General features: G+C 72.2%; 7 protein-coding genes. 4 read left to right on the top strand and 3 right to left on the bottom strand.

Features of this window, described 5'->3' with window-relative positions:
- Positions 1-131: 131 nt before the first annotated feature.
- Positions 132-11,402: a type I polyketide synthase gene (locus PZB75_RS17345; RefSeq protein WP_275536216.1), complete on the bottom strand. Its 11,271-nt coding sequence runs from the start codon at positions 11,400-11,402 to the stop codon at positions 132-134.
- A gap of 479 nt (positions 11,403-11,881) precedes the next feature.
- Here PZB75_RS17345 and PZB75_RS17340 point away from each other — a divergent pair, with 479 nt between their 5' ends.
- The 4 genes from PZB75_RS17340 to PZB75_RS17325 all read left to right on the top strand — a co-directional run bounded on the left by PZB75_RS17340 (position 11,882) and on the right by PZB75_RS17325 (position 16,742).
- Positions 11,882-12,118, top strand: coding sequence for an acyl carrier protein (locus PZB75_RS17340; protein ID WP_275536215.1), 237 nt, complete (start codon positions 11,882-11,884; stop codon positions 12,116-12,118).
- 14 nt (positions 12,119-12,132) lie between these two features.
- Positions 12,133-13,335 (top strand): helix-turn-helix domain-containing protein, encoded by a 1,203-nt coding sequence (locus PZB75_RS17335; protein ID WP_275536214.1) that lies wholly within the window; start codon positions 12,133-12,135, stop codon positions 13,333-13,335.
- Positions 13,304-15,004 carry an AMP-binding protein gene (locus tag PZB75_RS17330; protein WP_275536213.1) on the top strand — a complete coding sequence of 567 codons (1,701 nt, stop codon included), beginning with the start codon at positions 13,304-13,306 and terminating at the stop codon, positions 15,002-15,004. The genes PZB75_RS17335 and PZB75_RS17330 overlap by 32 nt, the downstream gene beginning before the upstream one ends.
- A 142-nt stretch (positions 15,005-15,146) precedes the next feature.
- Positions 15,147-16,742 carry an MFS transporter gene (locus PZB75_RS17325; protein ID WP_275536212.1) on the top strand — a complete coding sequence of 532 codons (1,596 nt, stop codon included), beginning with the start codon at positions 15,147-15,149 and terminating at the stop codon, positions 16,740-16,742.
- Between the two features lie 432 nt (positions 16,743-17,174).
- Here the strand turns inward: PZB75_RS17325 and PZB75_RS17320 are convergent, their stop codons facing one another.
- Positions 17,175-17,981 (bottom strand): TetR/AcrR family transcriptional regulator, encoded by an 807-nt coding sequence (locus PZB75_RS17320; RefSeq protein WP_275536211.1) that lies wholly within the window; start codon positions 17,979-17,981, stop codon positions 17,175-17,177.
- A 117-nt stretch (positions 17,982-18,098) separates the two neighbouring features.
- Positions 18,099-19,487, bottom strand: a complete 1,389-nt coding sequence (locus PZB75_RS17315) for an FAD-dependent oxidoreductase (protein WP_275536210.1) — start codon at positions 19,485-19,487, stop codon at positions 18,099-18,101.
- Positions 19,488-19,521 lie beyond the last annotated feature (34 nt).

Genomic DNA, 19,521 nt, shown 5'->3' with positions numbered 1-19,521 from the left:
GTCTCGGAGCGTGGGTCGTTGGTGCCTGAGGGGGCCGGTGGGGGCGGGCGCGCCCGGGGGCCCGGGTCGGCCGGAGCCCGGCGGGCCCCGGGGGCCCGGGTCGGCCGGAGCGCCCAGCGCCCGGGTCGGCCCTAGAGCAAGCCGATCTCCTGGTCCAGCACGTCGAACAGCTCGTCGTCGGTGACCGAATCGAGGTCGTCCTCGGGCTCGGTCCGTGTCGTGCCGTCGCGGTGGGTGTCCTGCCAGCGGCGCAGGACCGCCTCAAGCCGTGAGGTGATCCTCGGCAGGTCCCCGGCGTCCGGTGCCGAGGCCGTGAGTGTCGCGTCGAGCCGGTCCAGGAGCCCCAGCAGTTCCGTGGTCCCGTCGTTCCCGGCGGCCTCGTCCCCGATCAGGGTGGTGAGGTGCCCCGCCACCGCCCGGGAGTCCGGGTGGTCGAACACGAGACTGGCCGGGAGGGTCAGCCCGGTGGCCGCGCCGAGCCGTCGGCGCAGTTCGACGGCGGCCAGGGAGTCGAAGCCCAGCTCCTGGAAGGCCCGGTCCGCCCCGATCGCGTCGGGGGTGGGGTGGCCCAGGAGGTTCGCGACGTGCGAGCGCACCACGTCGAGGAGGATGCGCAGACGTTCGTCCTCGCCCCGGCCGGTGAGCCGCCGACGCAGTTCCGCCGCACCGGCCGCCGCGCCCCCGGTGCGAGGGCCGGGCCGGCCGGGTGCGCGTACGAGCGTCCCCAGCACGGGGGGCAGTTCGTCGGCGAGGGACCGCAGCGTGCCCCGGTCGATGTGCAGCGCGAGCAGGGCGGGTTCGTCGGTGCGCAGCGCCTCTTCGAGAAGGGCCGGACCACGGTCGGCGGGGAACGGTGGCAGGCCGAGCGCGGTCATGCGCCGCTCCCGCTCGGTGTACGTGTCCCCGTCACGCCGGTCGTCCCCCGCCTCCACTTCGTGGGGGCCCAGCGCGAGGGTGGTCGCGGGCAGTCCGAGGGTGTGCCGGTGGTGGGCGAGGGCGTCCAGGAACGTGTGGACGGCCGCGTCGTGGGCCGCTCCCGCTCCATGGACGAGCCCGGTGGACGACGACAGGAGCACGAACGCCGACAGGTCGTGGCCGGCGGTGAGTTCGTGCAGGTTCCACGCGGTGTCGGCGTCACGCCGCAGGGCGGCTTCCAGGAGTTCCGGGGTCCGTTCGCCGACGAGCGCGTGACCGGTGGGCGCGGCGATGTGGACGACGGCGGTGAGCGGACGGTCGGCGGGGATACCGGCGAGCAGTTCGCCCAACGCCTCGCGGTCGACCGGGTCGCAGCGCAGCAAAGTGACTCCGGGCCGGGTGAGGAACTGCTGGACGACGGTACGGCCGACATCCCCCGTACCCTCCGTGCTCCCCGTATCCCCGGAGACCAGGACGGTGCCCGGGGTCGGTGTCCGGGAGGACCGGAACGCCCGGGAGCCCTCGGGTGTCCGGCCGTGGGGTGCCACTTCGCTGAGTCCCGGCAGCAGCACGGCACCGGCCCGGACGGCGAACTCGTCGCCACCGCCCGCCAACGCGCTGTCCAGGGCTCGCGCGGATGCGTCGCTCCTGTCGAGGTCGGCGAGGACGAACCGCCCCGGGTGCTCACTCCCGGCGGCGCGCACCAGACCCCACAGCGGGGCCTGACGGATGTCGACCGGTTCCTCACCGGCGGCGACCGCGCGGCGGGTGACCACGACGAGCCTGGTCGCGCCGCTCGGCTCATGGGCAAGGAACTCCCGTACGGCGGTGAGGGTCCGGTGCGTGTGGGCGCGCACGTCCTGGGGCACCGGGCCGGACAGGTCCGGTACGGGCAGCAGGACGAAGTCCGGTACGGGGCCGGTGCCCGGGTCGCGCGGGTCGTAAGACGGGTACGGGCGGCCGGTGAGCGGGTCGGTCATGCCCGGGTGGCCGGTGAGTACGGCGGTCCGGTGCGGGGGCCGCCCTGATGTGGGCGCGGGGGCGGGGGCCGGGGTCCAGTCGACGCGGTACAGCGCCCCGGCGGGCTTCCCGGCGGTCAGGTCCTGCGCGGTGACGGGCCGCGAGACGACCGTTCCCACCGACAGGACGGGCCTGCCCCGCTCGTCGGCGAACTCGTACGAGGCGGTGTCCTCGCCGGTGACGCGTACGTGTATCCGCAGTCCGGTGGCGCCGCTGCCGTGTGTCCGCACGTCACTCCAGACGGCGGGGGCCAGGGGGCCGTGCTCCGGCTTCCGCTCCAGCGGCCGGCCTGCCTGTACGAGCTGCGCGGCGGCGTCGAGCAGGGCGGGGTGCAGGACGCACCGGTCGCCCGCCGTGTTCTCGTCCAGTACGGCCAGGGCGAACAGTTCGTCGCCGCGCCGCCAGATCTCCCGGAGCGTCCGGAAGGCGGGGCCGTGCCCGTGGCCGAGGGTGAGCAGCCGGTCGTACACGTCGTCCGGATCGACCGGTACGGCCCCGGGCGGCGGCCAGGCCGCCGGTTCCTGGCCCGCGCCGGACGCGCCGGCCTCGGACGCGCCGGCCTCGGACGCACCCGCGCCGGACATGCCCACTTCGGACGCACCCGGGTCGGACATGCCCGGTCCGGCGGCGCCCGCTCCGGACGCGCCTACTCCGGCGGCATCCGTTCCGGCGGCGCCCGGGGACAGGATTCCTCCGGCATGCCGCACCCAGGGCGCGTCCTCGTCGTCCGCCGGCCGGGAGTAGACGCCGACCGTCCGGCGGCCGTCGTCGTCGGACGGCCCGGCCGTGACCCGCAGCGCCCTCGCGCCGTCCACGGGCAGCGGCAGCTGGGCCAGGACGGTCAGCTCGTCCAGGCGGGCGCAGCCCGTCTCCGTACCGGCCCGCAGTGCGAGGTCGACGAAGCCGGCGGCGGGGAGGACGACGGTGCCCAGCAGGTCGTGGTCGCCGAGCCAGGGCACGGAGGCCGGTGACAGCCGGCCGGTGAGCAGTGTCCCGCCCGTGTCGGGTGCGGTCACGACCGCTCCCAGCAGGGGGTGGTCGGCGGCGCCCAGGCCCGCGGCGGACAGCCCACCGCCGGTGTGCGCGGGCAGTGCCCAGAACGTCTCGCGGCGGAACGCGTACGTGGGCAGAGGAACCCGGCGTGCGCCGCTCCCCGCGAAGAACCTGCCCCAGTCGACGGGCACTTCGTGCCGATGCGCGAGCGCCACGGCCCGGACGAGGGTGTCCGCCTCGTCGTGGCCGCGCCGGGCCAGGGGCAGGAACGCGGCCGTGCTCCCGTCGGGCAGACAGGCCGGACCCAGCGCCGACAGCACCGCGTCGGGGCCGACCTCCAGATAGGTGGTGACGCCCGCCTCGTCCAGGGCGCGTATCCCGTCCGCGAACCGTACGGCTTCACGCACATGACGTACCCAGTGGGCGGGGTCGGCGAGTTCGGCCTCGGTGGTGAGGGTGCCGGTCGTGTTGGAGACGAGCGGGACGGCGGGGCTGGTGATCCGGACGCCCGCCGCGACCTCCGCGAACTCGGCCAGCATGGGTTCCATCAGCGGGGAGTGGAAGGCGTGCGACACCGTGAGCCGCTTGGTGTCACGGCCCAGCGCGGAGAAGTGGCCGACGACGGCCCGTACGGCTTCGTCTGTGCCGGACACGACGACGGATTCCGGACCGTTGACCGCGGCGATCGCGACGCCCTGGGTGAGCAGGGGGGCCACCTCCGCCTCGCTCGCCCGCACGGCGGCCATGGCCCCGCCCTCGGGCAGTGCCTGCATCAGCCGGCCGCGCGCGGCGACGAGCCGCGCGGCGTCGGGGAGGGACATCGCGCCTGAGACGTGGGCCGCGACGAGTTCACCGATGGAGTGTCCGGCGAGGAGATCGGGGCGGATGCCCCAGGACTCCAGGAGCCGGAACAGCGCCACCTCGAAGGCGAACAGCCCCGCCTGGGTGTACGCGGTGCGGTGCAGCGCCGCCGCGTCGGAGCGGATGACCTCGGCGAGCGGCCGGTCCAGATGGGGGTCGAGTTCGGCCACGGCCGCGTCGAAGGCCCGCGCGAAGGCGGGGAACGCCTCGTGCAACCGGGCGCCCATGCCGAGGCGTTGGGCGCCCTGCCCGGAGAAGAGGAACGCGGTACGGCCACCGGACGCGACCCTGCCGGCCGTCGTGCCGGCGGCGCCGTCGCCGTCCGCGAGGACCGCCAGTTCACGCAACGCGTCCGCCCGGTCGGTGACCACGAGGGCGGTGCGGTGTTCCAGGGCGGTACGGGAGGTGGCGAGCGAGAACGCCACGTCGAGCGGGTCCGCCTCCGGCGTCCCGTGCAGATGGTCCAGCAGCCTCCGGGCCTGTCGGCCCAGCCCCTCGGGGTCACGGGCGGACAGCAGCCAGGGGACGGGTACGGGGGGTGCGGGGAGCACGGGGCGTACGGGGAAGGGGGCGCCTGTCGCCGCACGGACGTCCGCCGGGGTACCCGCGTGGGCGGGTTGAGCATCCGAAGGGGCGGGCGGAGTTCCCGCCACGGTCGGCGAGACTTCCGCTTGGGCGGGCGGTACTTGTACGTCCGTAGGCAGGGTTTCCGCGTCGGCGGGCGAGACTTGTGCGCCCGTGGACGGGACTTCCACGTCGGCGAGCGGGACTCGTACGCCCGTGGACGGGACTTCCACGTCGGCGAGCGGGACTCGTACGCCCGTGGACGAGGCTTCTGCGTCCGTGGCTGGGGACTCCGCATCAGCGAGTGAGGCTTCCGCCTCGGCGGGCGGGGCCTCGATGATCACGTGGGCGTTGGTGCCGCTGATACCGAACGACGACACACCCGCCCGGCGCGGGCGGTCGGCCTCGGGCCAGTGCCGGGCCTCGGACAGCAGGGCCACATGGCCCGCCGCCCAGTCCACCTGCGGCGAGGGCTCGTCCAGGTGCAGGGACTTCGGCAGCACTCCGTGGCGCATCGCCTCGACCATCTTGATCACCCCGGCGATGCCCGCGGCGGCCTGGGCGTGCCCGATGTTCGACTTGATCGACCCGAGGTGGAGGGGCAGGTGGGCGGGGCGTTCCTGCCCGTACGTCGCGAGAACGGCCTGTGCCTCGATGGGGTCGCCCAGCGTGGTACCGGTGCCGTGCGCCTCGACGGCGTCGACGTCGGACGGAGAGAGGCCCGCGTTGGCGAGCGCCTGGCGGATGACCCGCTGCTGTGCGGGGCCGTTGGGGGCCATGAGGCCGTTGCTGGCGCCGTCCTGGTTGATCGCGCTGCCCCGGAGGACGGCGAGGACGGGGTGACCGTTGCGGCGGGCGTCGGAGAGCCGTTCGACGACCAGCATGCCGGCGCCCTCCGACCATGCCGCTCCGTCGGCGGCCGAGGAGAACGACCGGCACCGGCCGTCGCGGGACAGCCCGCGCTGCCGGGCGAACTCGACGAACGTCTCGGGGGTGGACATCACCGTCACTCCGCCGACGAGCGCGAGTCCGCACTCGCCGGACCGTACGGCCTGCGCGGCCAGGTGCAGTGCCACCAGGGACGACGAACAGGCCGTGTCCACCGCCAGCGAGGGGCCTTCGAGCCCGAAGGTGTACGAGACCCGACCCGGGCCCAGCGAACCGGCGGCGCTGTTGCCCGCGTAGTCGTGGTACATCGTCCCGGCGAAGACACCGGTCGGTGTCCCCTTCAGCGACAGCGGGTCGATAGCGGCCCGCTCCAGCGCCTCCCACGCCACTTCCAGCAGCAGACGGTGCTGCGGGTCGGTCGTCAGGGCGTCGGCGGGGCTGATGCCGAAGAAGCCGGGGTCGAACTCGGCGGCGTCGTGGAGGAACCCGCCGTGGCGTACGTAGCACTTGCCGGGTGTGCCGGGCTCGGGGTCGTACAGCCCGTCGAGGTCCCAGCCCCGGTCCCGGGGGAACTCGGTGATGGCGTCCACCCCGTCGTCGACGAGCCGCCACAGGTCGTCCGGGGTGCGCACCCCTCCCGGATAGCGGCACGCCATCGACACGATGACGACCGGATCGTCCGCGTCGGCCCGCCCGGCCGACGCGCCGCCCGTGACGGCCGCGGCCTCCGCGCCCGCCGCCCCGGCGAACAGGGTGTCGACATGGGCGGCGACGGCGCGGGCGCTCGGATGGTCGAAGACCAGGGTGGCCGGGAGCCGCAGACCGGTCACGGACGTGAGCCGGTTGCGCAGTTCCATCGCGGTGAGGGAGTCGAACCCGATCTCGGTGAAGGCCCGGTCCGGTTCGACGTCGGCCGCCGAACCGTGTCCGAGGACGGCCGCCACCTGGGTGCGTACGAGATCGAGCAGTGCGCGCGGCCGTTCCTCCGGTGACAGCCGCGCGAGACCGTTCCCGGGAGCCGCGTCCGGTCCGGTCGTGGTGGCGGCGCGCGGACGCTGCCGCACGAGTCGGGAGAAGAGACGCGGCAGCGGGTCGGCCGCGCGCAGTGCCGTCAGGTCGAAGCGGACGGGCAGCAGTGCGGCCGTGTCCCCGTCGTCGTGTGCCACGGCGGCGTCGAAGAGGGCCAACCCCTGGGAGGCGGTGAGCGGTTCGACCCCGGAACGGCTCATGCGCAGCAGGTCGGTGTCGGCCAGACCGCTCGCCATGCCGTCGCCGTCGGCCCACAGCCCCCAGGCGAGGGACTGCCCCGCGAGACCGCGTGAGCGGCGGTACGCGGCGAGTGCGTCCAGGAAGGCGTTCCCGGCCGCGTAGTTGGCCTGGCCGGGGTTGCCGAGCACTCCGGCGACCGACGAGAAGAGCACGAACGCGGACAGTTCGAGCCCCTGGGTCAGCTGGTGCAGGTGCCACGCGGCGTCGGCCTTGGGACGCAGTACGGCGGCCAGCCGTTCGGGGGAGAGCAAGGTGAGCGTGGCGTCGTCGAGCACACCCGCGCAGTGCACGACCGCGGTCGGCGGGTGCCGGTCGATCAGGTCTCGGGCGGCTGCCGGATCGGCGAGGTCGCAGGCGACGACCGTGACGTCGGCCCCGAGCCCGGTGAGTTCCGCGCCCAGCTCGGCCGCCCCGGGTGCTGCCGGACCGCGTCGGCTCGTCAGCACCAGCCGTCGCACGCCGTGCGCGGTGACGAGGTGCCGGGCGACGAGGGCCCCGAGGGTGCCGGTGCCTCCGGTGACGAGGACGGTCGCGTCCTGGCCACCGCCGAAGGGGCTGTGCGGTCCTTGGCCCGGTTCGGCGTCCGGTCCGGCGTGTGGTTCGGCGTGTGGTTCGGCGTGTGGTTCGGCGTGTGCTGCGGCATTCGGCCTGGTGCCGGGTTCGACGTCCGGTCCGGTATCCGACGCGGCGTACGGTTCGGGGCGCGTGGGGGTGCGGATCAGTCTCGGCACCCAGGTCGCGCCGCCGCGTACGGCGGCCTCGGGCTCGCCGGAGGCGAGGAGCGCGGCGACGAGTGCCGCGATGCCCTCCGTACCGTTGATACCTGCGTCGATACCCGCGTTGATACCGGTGTCGATCTCGGTGTCGGTGTCGGTGTCGGTGTCGGTGTCGGTGTCGGTGTCGATCTCGGTGTCGGCGAGCAGGATGCGGCCCGGGTTCTCCGCCTGGGCGGAGCGTACGAGTCCGACGACGGCCGCCGCTGCCGGGCGGGTCAGGGCCTCTCCCGGCAGGGCGACAGCCCCGCTGGTCAGGACGAGCAGTCGGCACCGGTCCAGTCGGCCGTCTCCCAGCCATTCCTGTACGACGTCCAGCGCGCGGGCCGTCACCGCGTGCGTATCGGCCACCACATCGCCGACGGGCGGTGGGCACTCCCACACCAGTACGGTCTGACCTGAGAGGTCATCGACGTTCTCGCGCTCGTCCCAGCGCAGCACGGGCACCGCTGGGGCGGCCGGTACCGGGCCCGCCGGGGTCCACCGTACGGAGAAGAGCGCTCCGCGCCGCCCCTGTACGGGGCCTTCGACCGCGACGGGCCGGGTGACGAGGGAGGCGACGGAGAAGACCTGCCGTCCGCTCGCGTCCGCACCGGCCACCGCGATGCTGTCGGGGCCGGACGGGGTGATCCGCACCCTGAGCCGGGTGGCTCCGGTGGCGTGGAAGCGCACGCCCTTCCACACGAAGGGCAGCCGGGTCAGGTCCTGATCGCTCTCAGGCGCTGTGCCGGTGAGGAGCGAGGCGTGCAACGCGGCGTCGAGCAGGGCGGGGTGCAGTCCGTAGTCGGCCGCCTCGGACTCGGCCGACCGGGCGAGGGCGACTTCGGCGAACACCTCGTCGCCCTGCCGCCAGGCGGAGGTGAGGCCCTGGAAGACGGGGCCGTACGCGTACCCCTGGGCGGCCAGGTGTTCGTACACGCCGTCCAGGTCGAGCGGGGTGGCACCGGCCGGCGGCCATACGGATGCCTCGAAGGACGGCAGGGACGCCTCCGGCACCAGTACGCCCTCGGCGTGCAGCGTCCACGCGCTGTCGACGCCACCCCCGGTGTCGGGCTCGGCGTCGTGCTCGGAGCGGGAGTGAATGGTGACGTCTCTGGCCTGCTCGGCGTCGCCCGCCCCGACCCGTACCCGTATCTGGACACCGCCGTGGTCCGGCAGTACCAGCGGCGCGTGGAGCGTCAGCTCGTCAAGCACCTCGCGCCCGACCCGCGTACCGGCGCAGAGCGCCAGTTCCACAAGTCCGGTGCCGGGGAAGAGCACGGTCTCCCCCACCCGGTGGTCGGCGAGCCAGGGCTGCGCGTCGACCGACAACCGTCCCGTCAGGACCGTCCCGTCCGCGCCGGGCAGAGACACCACGGCACCGAGAAGCGGATGCTCCACGGTGTCCAGCCCCAACGCCCCGGGGTCGACGCCGCCCAACTCGCCCAACAGCCAGTAGCGTTGACGCTGGAAGGCGTATGTCGGCAGGTCCACGCGCCGGGCCCTGGTACCTGCGTAGAAGCCAGCCCAGTCGACCCGTGCGCCAGCTGTGTGGAGTCGTGCCAGGGCACTGACTGCTGTCTGTATCTCGGACCGGTTGCGACGCTGAGCCGGGACGAACAGCCCGTCCTCCACGCTCTGCGCGGCCATGCCGGCCAGTACCGCGTCCGGACCGATCTCGATGAACGTCGTCACGCCATGGGCGGCCGTGTACGCGACGGCGTCGGCGAACCGCACCGCCTCCCGCACATGCCGCACCCAGTACCCCGGCGACCCGATCTCCTCGGACACCTCTCCCGTCAGACCGGAGACCACGGGCAGAACCGGGACGGAGAACGACAGACCCGAGACCACCTTCTCGAAGTCGGCCAGCATCGGCTCCATCAACGGCGAATGGAACGCGTGCGACACCCGCAGCACACGCGTCCGCCGACCCAGACCGGCGAAATGCTCCACCACGGATGCCACAGCGTCCTCGGCGCCCGAAACGACCACCGAACGCGGACCGTTGACGGCAGCGATATCCACCGCACCATCGAGCAGGGGAATGACTTCGGCCTCCGACGCCTCGACCGCCACCATCGAACCGCCCCCGGGCAACTCCTGCATCAACCGACCACGCGCCACCACCAACACCGCCGCATCAGCCAATGACAACACCCCCGCCACATGAGCGGCAGCAATCTCCCCCACCGAATGCCCCACCAGGAAATCCGGGACCACACCCCACGACTCCACCAGCCGGAACAACGCCACCTCGAACGCGAACAACCCAGCCTGAGCAAACTCCGTCCGCTCCAACAGCCCAGCATCCTCACCCCACACCACCCCACGCAACGGACGCGACAGACCCGCGTCCAACTCCCCCACCACCGCATCAAAAGCCGCCGCGAACACCGGAAACGCCTCACACAACTCCCGGCCCATCCCCAACCGCTGCGCACCCTGACCCGAGAACAAGAACGCCGTGGACCCAGCGCCACGAGCCACACCCCGCACCACCAAGGCCGAGTCCTCACCCGCCACCAGAGCCTCCAACCCGGCGACCAGCTCCTCCCGATCCCCGGCCGTGATCACCGCACGGTGCTCCAGCACCGCACGCGACACCACCGACGAAAACCCCACATCAACAAGCGCCGCACCCGAGGAGCGGACATGCTCCAACAGCCGGACCGCCTGGGCCGTCAACGCCTTCTCACCCCGTGCCGACAACACCACCGGTACCACCGGCACCACAACCGACCCCGACGCCCCCTCCGTGTCCCCCGCCTCTTCCACCGCCGGAGCCTGCTCGACGATCACATGCGCGTTCGTCCCACTCAGACCGAACGACGACACCCCCACCCGACGCGGACGATCCCGCACCGGCCACTCACGCGCCTCCGCCAACAACTCCACCGCACCCGCATCCCAATCCACCTGCGAAGAACGGGACTCGCAGTGAAGGGACCTGGGCATCACCCCATGGCGGATCGACAACACCGCCTTGATCACCCCACCCACACCCGCAGCCGCCTGCGTATGACCGAGGTTCGACTTCAACGACCCCAACCACAACGGATCACCCTCAGGCCGCCCCTGACCATACGTCGCCAACAACGCCTGCGCCTCGATCGGATCACCCAACCGGGTCCCCGTCCCATGCGCCTCCACCACATCCACATCACCCGACGTCAACCCCGCCTGCTCCAACGCCGCCCGGATAACTTTCTGTTGTGCGGGACCGTTCGGTGCGGTCATCCCGCTCGACGCCCCGTCCTGGTTGACCGCGCTGCCCCTGATCACGGCGAGCACCTGGTGCCCGTTCCGCCGCGCGTCGGACAACCGCTCCACCAGCAGCACACCCACACCCTCGGAGCACCCCGTACCGTCCGCATCCGCCGCGAACGACTTGCACCGGCCGTCCGCCGCCATACCCCGCTGATGACTGAAGTACAGGAACATGTCCGGCGTCGGCATGACGGTCACGCCGCCGACCAGCGCCAGCGAGCATTCGTCGGAACGCAGGGCCTGGGTCGCGAGGTGCAGGGCGACCAGCGAGGAGGAACACGCGGTGTCGATCGTCACGGAAGGGCCTTCGAGGCCGAGCGTGTAGGACACCCGGCCCGACACGAGGCTTCCGGCCGTGGTCGCCGCCGCTTCCGTGCCCAGCGCGTAGTCGTGGTACATGACGCCGGCGTAGACCCCGGTCCGGCTGCCCTTCAGCGACAGCGGATCGATACCCGCCCGCTCCACCGCCTCCCAGGACGCCTCCAGCAACAACCGCTGCTGCGGGTCCATCCCCAACGCCTCACGCGGCGAAATACCGAACGCCTCAGCATCGAAATCAGCAGCCCCGTAAAGGAAACCGCCCTCCCTCGTCACCGTACGATTCGGCTTCCCCGGCTCCGGATCATAAATCCCCTCCACATCCCACCCACGATCCACCGGAAAACCGGACACACCATCCCGGCCCTCCACCAACAAATCCCACAAACCCTCCGGCGACTCCACCCCACCCGGATAACGACACGCCATACCCACAACCGCGATCGGCTCACTGCTCGATTTCCGCTCGGCGGCGGCAAGCCGTTTGCGCGCCTCACGCAAGTCGGTTGTCGCCCGGCGCAGGTATTCGAGAAGTTTCTCCTCGTTGTTCACCGAGCATGCCCTTCTGTGTCATGACGTGGCAGCGGACCGCAGGCCGGAACGACGTTCGGCACGAGACCGGAACAGCTCGGAAATTACGGCGTCGCCGGCTCGCTGCCCACCCCTGATCAGGCTTCGGCGCCCCCACATCTCAGCCCCTGCTCCGCCCCCGTACCCCAGAGTCCGCCGGGTCGGCCGGTCGTCGGCCGACCGGGGCGGACATGGGTACGAGGCCCGGTTCAGGGGTCTCGTCGCCCGCCCGTCCGGCCATAGGGGCGGTGGATAGGGGTACTGATTCCATCGTCGCCCCGATAGCGTCTGCGGCCGGGAAGGACTGTCCGTCCGGATGTCACCGGGCGGGACCCGTTCCCATGTCTCCGCTCTGCCGCCCGCTGTTTCCATCCGCCCTTTCCGACGTATGGCGATTTCGCGCGGCATCGAGTGAACCGCCCTTCGTGCGCCATGGCGTACGCGTCGAAACCGGAGTCATCATGTGGGACGAACAGTTCGAGGCCCTTCTGCGGAAGCAGCTTTCCTTCCTCCCGCCCGACGAGCCGATCGAGGGCACCATGCGGCTGCGTGACTACGGGCTCGACTCGCTCGGCATGATCGAGCTCCTGGCGGGTCTGGAGTCCACCTATGACGTCCAGTTCCGCGACGAGGCACTGACGCTGGACACGTTCGAAAGTCCGGAAAGACTGTGGCGCACGTTGCAGAGCCTGCTCTGAGGGTCGCGGTTCCCGTGCCCATCGCTTCCGCGCTCCGACTGCGTGAGGGGGACCGGGCCCGGCTTGAGGCGCTGACCCGGATGTCGACCGCGCCGGCCGGGCTGGTGCGGCGTGCCCGGATCGTGCTGCTCGCCGCCCGGGGCGTCTCCAACACGGAGGTGGCCGCCAGTCTCGGGGTCTCCCGTCCCACGGTCCTCAAGTGGCGTGCCAGGTACGAGGCTTCGGGAATCGACGCGCTGGGCGATCTGCCCCGGCCGGGCCGCCCGGCCGCGGTCGACGAGACCGCCGTCCTGGGCGCGACGCTGGCAGACGGTGGCAGGCCCCCGATGCGTCTGGGCGCCGCCCGGTGGTCCTCGCGGCTGCTCGCCGCGGAGCTGGGGCTCGCCCACTCCACGGTTTCGAAGGTGTGGCGCCGCTGGGGTGTCCAGCCGCAGCGACCGGAGTCGTTCCGCCCGCCCACGGTGCCCGCGTTCGAGCCGGAGGCCCGCGAGGTGGTGGGGCTCCGGCTCGCGCCGCCGTGGAACGCGGTGGTGGTCAGGGCCGGCGGGCAGCCGGGGCTCGGCCCAGGGGTCGGTGCGGGGCTCGGCCCAGGTGCGGGGCTCGGCCCAGGTGTGGGTGCGAGGTTCGGCCCAGGTGTCGGTTCGGGTATCGATGGTCCGGGGGCCGGCTCGGGTATCGGCTCAGGCGTCCGCACGGTTGACCTCTCCGCCTCCACCTCCTCCTCCGCCGCCCTCTCCCCCTCAGCGTCCTCGTCCCCGTCGGCGGCGGACCGGGCGCGGCAGGTGCGTGCCGTGGTGGCCGAGCCGTCCGCACCGGCGGCGTTCCTCTCCTTCCTGGAGTCGGTGACGGCGGCCCACCCACGTACGAGACTTCTGGTCGTCGTCGACGGACGGGCGCCGGTGAACTCCCCTCGGATGCGGGCGTGGTTGGCCAGAAACATCGACATCACCGTGCATCGGACGGCGGCGGACCGCTCCTGGTGGACGCTCGCGGAAGTCCTCATCCGTACCACCGGTCGCACCGCTTTCCGCGGCGGCACCTTCGAGGCGGCGCCCGCCATGCGGAACTCCTTGCGGGCCCTGCTCGACATCCCGACCGGCTCCTGGCGCGAACACGCCGTTCCGCTGCCGGACGCCGTGGACCGCAGGACTCCCCCACCCATCCACCGTCTCCTCGGGGTACACCATGGACCAGATACCGGCGCACGCCCTCTATGACCGTTTCCTGCGTGGTCTCGCCCGCTCTCCGCACCAGGTGGCCGTCCGCTCGGACGGCGCGGAGCTGACGTACACGGAGCTGTACGAGCGGGCCCTGACGTGGGCCGGTTCGCTGCTGGCCTCGCTTCCCGAGCGGCCGGGGGCCGTCGGTGTACTGGTGGGCAAGGGGCTCGACGCCTACACCGGCATACTCGCCTGCCTGTTCACGGGTGTGACGATGGTGCCGCTCCAGGCGTCCTTCCCGGTGCTGCGTACCCGGCAGATGATCGAGGCGGCCGGAGTCGAGGCGCTGTTCGTGGACGGCGGTTCGGCCACGGAACTGGGACTGCTGCGGGCGGAGGGCGTCGATCTACCGGCACTCTGCCCGGACACCGGCCCGGACACGGGCGCGGATACGGGCGCGGATACGGGCGCGGCCCCGGTCACGGATACGGGCGCGACCCCGGTCACGGTCCCGGTCCCGGTCCCGGTCACGGGCGCAACCCCGGAATCGGCCCCGGGCGCGGGCGCGGGCTCAGCCCCGGACCCCGGGCGGACCCTCGTACCCGACCCCCGGCTGCGCCTCCCCCGCCCCCGCCCGGTCGAGCCCGACGACGTGGCGTACATCCTGTTCACCTCCGGGTCCACGGGCCGTCCCAAGGGGGTGCCGGTCACGCACCGGAACACCGCGCATTACTTCGGCGTGCTGGACGACCGTTACGACTTCGGTCCGGACGACGCCTTCTCGCAGAACTTCGATCTCAACTTCGACTGCGCCGTGTTCGACCTCTTCTGCGCGTGGGGGGCCGGGGCGACGCTGGTGTCCGTGCCGGCGGAGGCGTACCGGAACCTTCCGGAGTTCGTGACCGAGCAGGGCATCACCGTGTGGTTCTCCACCCCCAGCGCGATCGGCCTGGTCCGGCGGACCGGCAGGCTCACGGAGGGGGCGCTGCCGTCCTTGCGGCTGAGCTTCTTCGCGGGCGAGGCGGTGACCTGTCAGGACGCCGAGGACTGGTCCGTCGCGGCGCCGAGGTCGGTGGTGGAGAACCTGTACGGGCCCACCGAGCTGACCGTCACCATCACCCGGCACCGCTGGTCGCCCGAGCGGTCGCAGCGCATCGCGGTGGCCGGTGTGGTGCCCATCGGGAGGGTGCACGAGGGCCACGCGTGGGTGCTCCTCGACAAGGACGGTGAACCCGACCCGGTGGAGGGCGAGTTGTGCGTCGCGGGTCCGCAGCTCACCGACGGATATCTCGATCCGGCCGACGACGCGGGCCGGTTCGTCGACCGGGACGGTCTCCGGTTCTACCGGACGGGGGACCGGGTGCGGTCCTCCGGTGGAGGCGAGCTGCTGTATCTCGGCCGCCTGGACCAACAGGTGCAGGTGCGCGGGGTACGGGTGGAGCTGGCGGAGATCGACGAGGCGCTGCGCCGGTGCGCCGGGGTCGAGGAAGCGGTGGCGGTCGCGGTGGCGGCGGCCTCGGGGCAGACCGTCGAGGTGGTCGCCTTCCACATCGGTGAGCCGGTGGCCCCCGTACTGCTGGCGCGCGAACTGAGCCGGACGCTTCCGCGAGCCGTGATCCCCCAGCACTTCTTCCATCTGCCGGAGTTCCCGCTCAACCCCAACCGCAAGATCGACCGTCGCGCGCTGGCCCGCCGGGCCGAGGAGCGTCTCGGGAGGACTCGCTGAGAACCGGGGGAACCCGCGCTCGCGGGCACCCCCCTCGCCATTGGGTACGCAACACGCAGAGCGTATGACGTACGCGCGTACGTGGTACGCTCTGCGTGTTGCGTACCCAACATGTGACCGCAGGAAGGCATGGACGTTCGCCATGACAGAAATCAAGCCCCGAGCGGGGCTCAAGGAATGGCTCGGCCTCGTGGTGATCGTCCTGGTCACCCTGCTGATCGCCATCGACATCTCGGTGCTCGGGTTCGCCATCACACCCGTCAGTGAGGCGCTGAAACCGAGCGCCACCCAGCTGCTGTGGATCATGGACATCTACAGCTTCGTACTGGCGGGCGCCCTGATCACGATGGGATGGGTCGGCGACCGGTTCGGCAGGCGCAAGCTGCTGATCATCGGCGCCGTCGTCTTCGGCGTGGCCTCCGCGCTCGCCGCCACGGCCGACAGCGCGGTCATGCTCATCAGCGCGCGGGCCCTGCTCGGCCTGGGCGCGGCGACGCTGACGCCCACCTCGCTCGCGCTGATCCGCAACATGTTCCAGGACTCCGGGCAGCGCAAGACCGCCATCGCGGCGTGGAGCGGCACGCTCGCCACGGGCGCGGCCGTCGGCCCGGTGGTGGGCGGACTGCTGCTCAACAACTTCTGGTGGGGCTCGGTCTTCATGATCAACACCCCGGTGATGGTGCTGGTCCTGGTGCTGGCCCCGATCCTGCTGCCCGAGCGCCGCGACCTCTCGCGCGGCAAGCTGGACGTGCTCGGCGCGCTGCTCTCGCTGGCCGGGATCATGCCGTTCATCTACGGGCTCAAGGAGCTGGTCGTCGACGGCTACAGCCGGAACGCCACGATCTGGGCCGTCGTCGGTGCCGTCCTGCTCATCGCCTTCGTCCAGCGGCAGCGCACCACGCGGCACCCCATGATCGACATCTCCCTGTTCCGCTACGGCGGCTTCACCGGGGCGATCCTGACCAACCTGATGGTGATGTTCTCCTTCATGGGCGTCAGCATCCTCACCAACCAGTTCCTGCAGATGGTCCTCGGCATGACCCCGTTCCGGGCGGCGCTGTGGTCCATGGCCGTCATGCCCGCCATCGGTATCGCCGTGGGCCTGGTGTCGGCCCTGTCCCGCAAGGTCAAGCCCGTCTACCTGGTCGGCAGCGGCATGCTGGTGATGGCGATCGGCTTCGGGGTGCTGAGCCGGCTCACGGTCGACTCGAACGTCGCCGTACTGCTGGTCGGGGTCGGACTGATGGCGGCCGGCATGACGGCGTCGAAGACCCTGACCGCCGAGATCGTGGTGACCTCGGCGCCCAAGGAGCACGCCGGGTCCTCCACCGCGACCTCGGAGACCTTCACCGAGTTCGGCAGCGCGTTCGGCTTCGCGGTGATCGGCAGCATCGGTTCCGCCGTGTACCGCGACAACATGGCCGGGGTGAGCCCGCCCGGACTCGGCGGCGAAGCCCTCGACGCGGTACGCAACACCATCGGCGGCGCCGCCACCGTCGCCGCTCACCAGCCGGCGGCGATCGGCGCGCAACTCCTCGCCACCAGCCGGGAGGCATTCACCCACGGTCTGCAGATCGCCGCACTCTCCGGGGCCGGAGCCATGGTCGTGATGACGGTGATCGTGTCCTTCCTGCTCCGCAAGGTGCCGATCGAGACGGGCGACCCCATCGACCCGCACGACCTGGACGCACCGGCGACCGTCCCGGCCGACAACCGGATGCAGCCGACCACCGGCTGACCCCTGCCCGACGGGCCGCCGTCCCCACGGCCCGTCGCTCCCGCCCCACGGGCCGTCGGGCCACCACCCGTCGGCCCGCGTCCCGTTGGCCCCGTCGCCCCAGCGCGCCATCGCCCCAGCGCGCCATCGCCCCAGCGCGCCATCGCCCCAGCGCGCCATCGCCCCAGCGCGCCATCGCCCCAGCGCGCCATCGCCCCAGCGCGCCATCGCCCCAGCGCGCCATCGCGCCATCGCGCCATCGCGCCTGCGGCACGTCGCCGAGTGGACGGCGGACATGCTGCGGGCGGTGCACGTGCGGAGGGCCGGTCCGGAACCCCGTCACTCCAGGTTCCGGACCGGCCCTCCGCGTGTGCGCTCACCCCATGTGTTCACCCCTGCGCCCACCCCGCGCACTCGCTCCGGGCGCTCATTCCGGGCGTTCATTCCGGGCGCTCAGGTGAGGGGCTTCTCTCCCTTACGGATTCTGACCAGCACCTCGGTACCGTCGAGGACGCGCTGGAGGCCGAAGGTGAAATCGTCCTCCGGCGCCTCGAACGCTCCGGCCTCCAACAGCTCGGCGAGCGCCGGGAACGACGCGGCATCCGTGTACTTCGCCAGCGCCCGCCCGTAGTTGGCCATCAGATCGGCCTCGCTGATGTCCTGGGTGACGACCCCCAGCGACAGCTGCACGTAGTTGCGCACATAGCCGATCATCAGCATCATCACGGACAGCTTCTCGTCCGGCCGCAGCGCGGTACCGCCGAGGGTGCGCAGTCCGCACTCCAGCCAGCTGAGCTGTCCCGGCTCCAGCGGCGGACCGCTCACAGAGATCTGCAGCATCCACGGATGGCGGCGAAAGACCTCCTGGAACGCCCGCGCCCACTGCTCCAGCCCCGCCCGCCAGTCGTCCGGCCCGGCGTCGATGGGCGGCGGGGTGCCGTACGCCATGTCCAGCATGAGCTGTTGCAGTTCGTCCTTGCTCGACACGTGTCGGTACAGCGACATCGTGCCGAAATCCAGGCTCTTGGCGACGCGGGACATGGACAGCGCGCCCAGACCGTCGGCGTCCGCCGACTCGATCGCGGCCGTGACGATCCGCTCCACGCTCAACCCGGTCCGGGCCGTGCGCTGCTCACGGTTGCGCAGCTCCCACAGCACTCCGATGCTGTTGGGCAGGCCGGCCCCGTCCGTACCCGTTCCCTCGCCGTTCTTCATGTCGTGCCTGCCTTCATCGGAAGCCTTGGCGTGCGTATCACGCACGCATAGGGTATCGCATACGCCAGATGTACCCATACGCGGCTCGCGGGGGAATCCCGGGTCGACGGAGCCCGTGGGGTGCGGGGCCGGTCGCACCCCGGCCCCGCACCCCACGGGAAATCAGACGCCGGCCGAACCCGGCGCGACGGACACGGCGGGAGCGGGAGCAGAAGCCGGGGCGGACACGGCGGGAGCGGGGGCGGAAGCCAGGTCGGTCACGGCGGGAGCCTCAGCAACGGCCGGGACGTACGCCGAGGCGGAAGCCGGGACGTATGCCGAGGCGGAAGCCGATCCGGATACCAGGACGGAAGTCGAGGCGGAGGCCGGGGCGACGAAATCCGCCGAAGGACGGCCGAGCGACATCCGGCACTGACGCATCCCCCGCGCGCTGTTCCAGCCCAGCGCGCCGACCAGGCGGCCGTCACGGTGGTACGCGGCGACGAACTCCCCGCTCTCCGGAGAACCGCTGACGATCTCCGTACGCGCGTCCGGTGAGCACCACCCGATGGTCTGGATCTTCGTCCCGAACTGATGTGTCCAGCCGAACGGCACCGGCGCGTAGGGCCGTTCCGCGCCCTCCCCGGCCAGCAGGTTGGCGACGACCGCCATGGCCTGCTGGGCCGCGTTGGTCCGCTGCTCCAGCCGCACCCGGCCGCCCGCCGTCGGGTGCGGCCAGTTCGCGACGTCCCCCGCCGCCCACACCCCGGGCGCGGCGCGGCAGTACGCGTCACAGAGCACCCCGTCGCCGAGGGCGAGCCCCGAACCGGCGAGCCAGTCCACCGCGGGCACCGAGCCGATCGCCACGACGACGAGATCCGCCTCGACCCGCGAACCGCCGGCCAGCAGTACCGCCTTTACTCCCCCGGGCCCCTCCGCGAGGCCCGCCACACCCGCGCCGAGAACGAGCCGCACCCCGTGCTCCCGGTGCAGCGCGGCCACCCCGGCCCCGACGCCGGGCCCGACCTGAAGGGCCAGCGGCGTGGAGTTGGTGTCGATGAGCGTGACGTCGAGCCCGGCCTCCCGCGCGGTGGCGGCGATCTCCGAACCGAGGAAACCCGCCCCGATCACCGCGACCCGCGGTCCGCGCAGCAACTCCTCGCGCAGCCGTAGGGCGTCGTCGAGCGAACGCAGCACATGGACGCCCCGTACGCCGTCGCCCCACGGCAGCCGACGGGGACGCAGACCGGTGGCGATGATCAGTTCGTCGTACGGAAGCTGTTCTCCGGTGGAGAGCGTGACGGTGCGCGCACCCGTGTCCAGACCGGTGGCCCGGCAGCCCAGCCGCAGTTCGGTGTCCACCGCGGACAGCACGTCCTCCGGCCGCAGCCACGTCTGCCCGGGGTCCCAGGTGTCCCGCAGCAGTTCCTTGGAGAGCGGTGGCCGGTCGTACGGGGGATGCGCCTCGTCACCGACGAGGGTGAGCCCACCCTCGTACCCCTTGGCGCGTAGGGTCTCCACGGCGGTGAGACCGGCTGCCGCCGCGCCCACGACGACTATCTGCTTCCGCACGTGGGCTCCTCATCGGGTCGGTCGGCGTTCGTAC

The sequence above is a fragment of the Streptomyces sp. AM 4-1-1 genome (assembly GCF_029167625.1).
Lineage (GTDB): Bacteria > Actinomycetota > Actinomycetes > Streptomycetales > Streptomycetaceae > Streptomyces.
Note: the sequence above shows the minus strand (reverse complement) of the source record. Positions and strands in the feature narration are given on the sequence as shown.

Bases quoted from the DNA above. Each gene is read 5' to 3' on its own strand.
- PZB75_RS17340 (WP_275536215.1), top strand. From the start codon at position 11,882: ATGTGGGACGAACAGTTCGAGGCCCTTCTGCGGAAGCAGCTTTCCTTC.
- PZB75_RS17330 (WP_275536213.1), top strand. From the start codon at position 13,304: ATGGACCAGATACCGGCGCACGCCCTCTATGACCGTTTCCTGCGTGGT.
- PZB75_RS17325 (WP_275536212.1), top strand. From the start codon at position 15,147: ATGACAGAAATCAAGCCCCGAGCGGGGCTCAAGGAATGGCTCGGCCTC.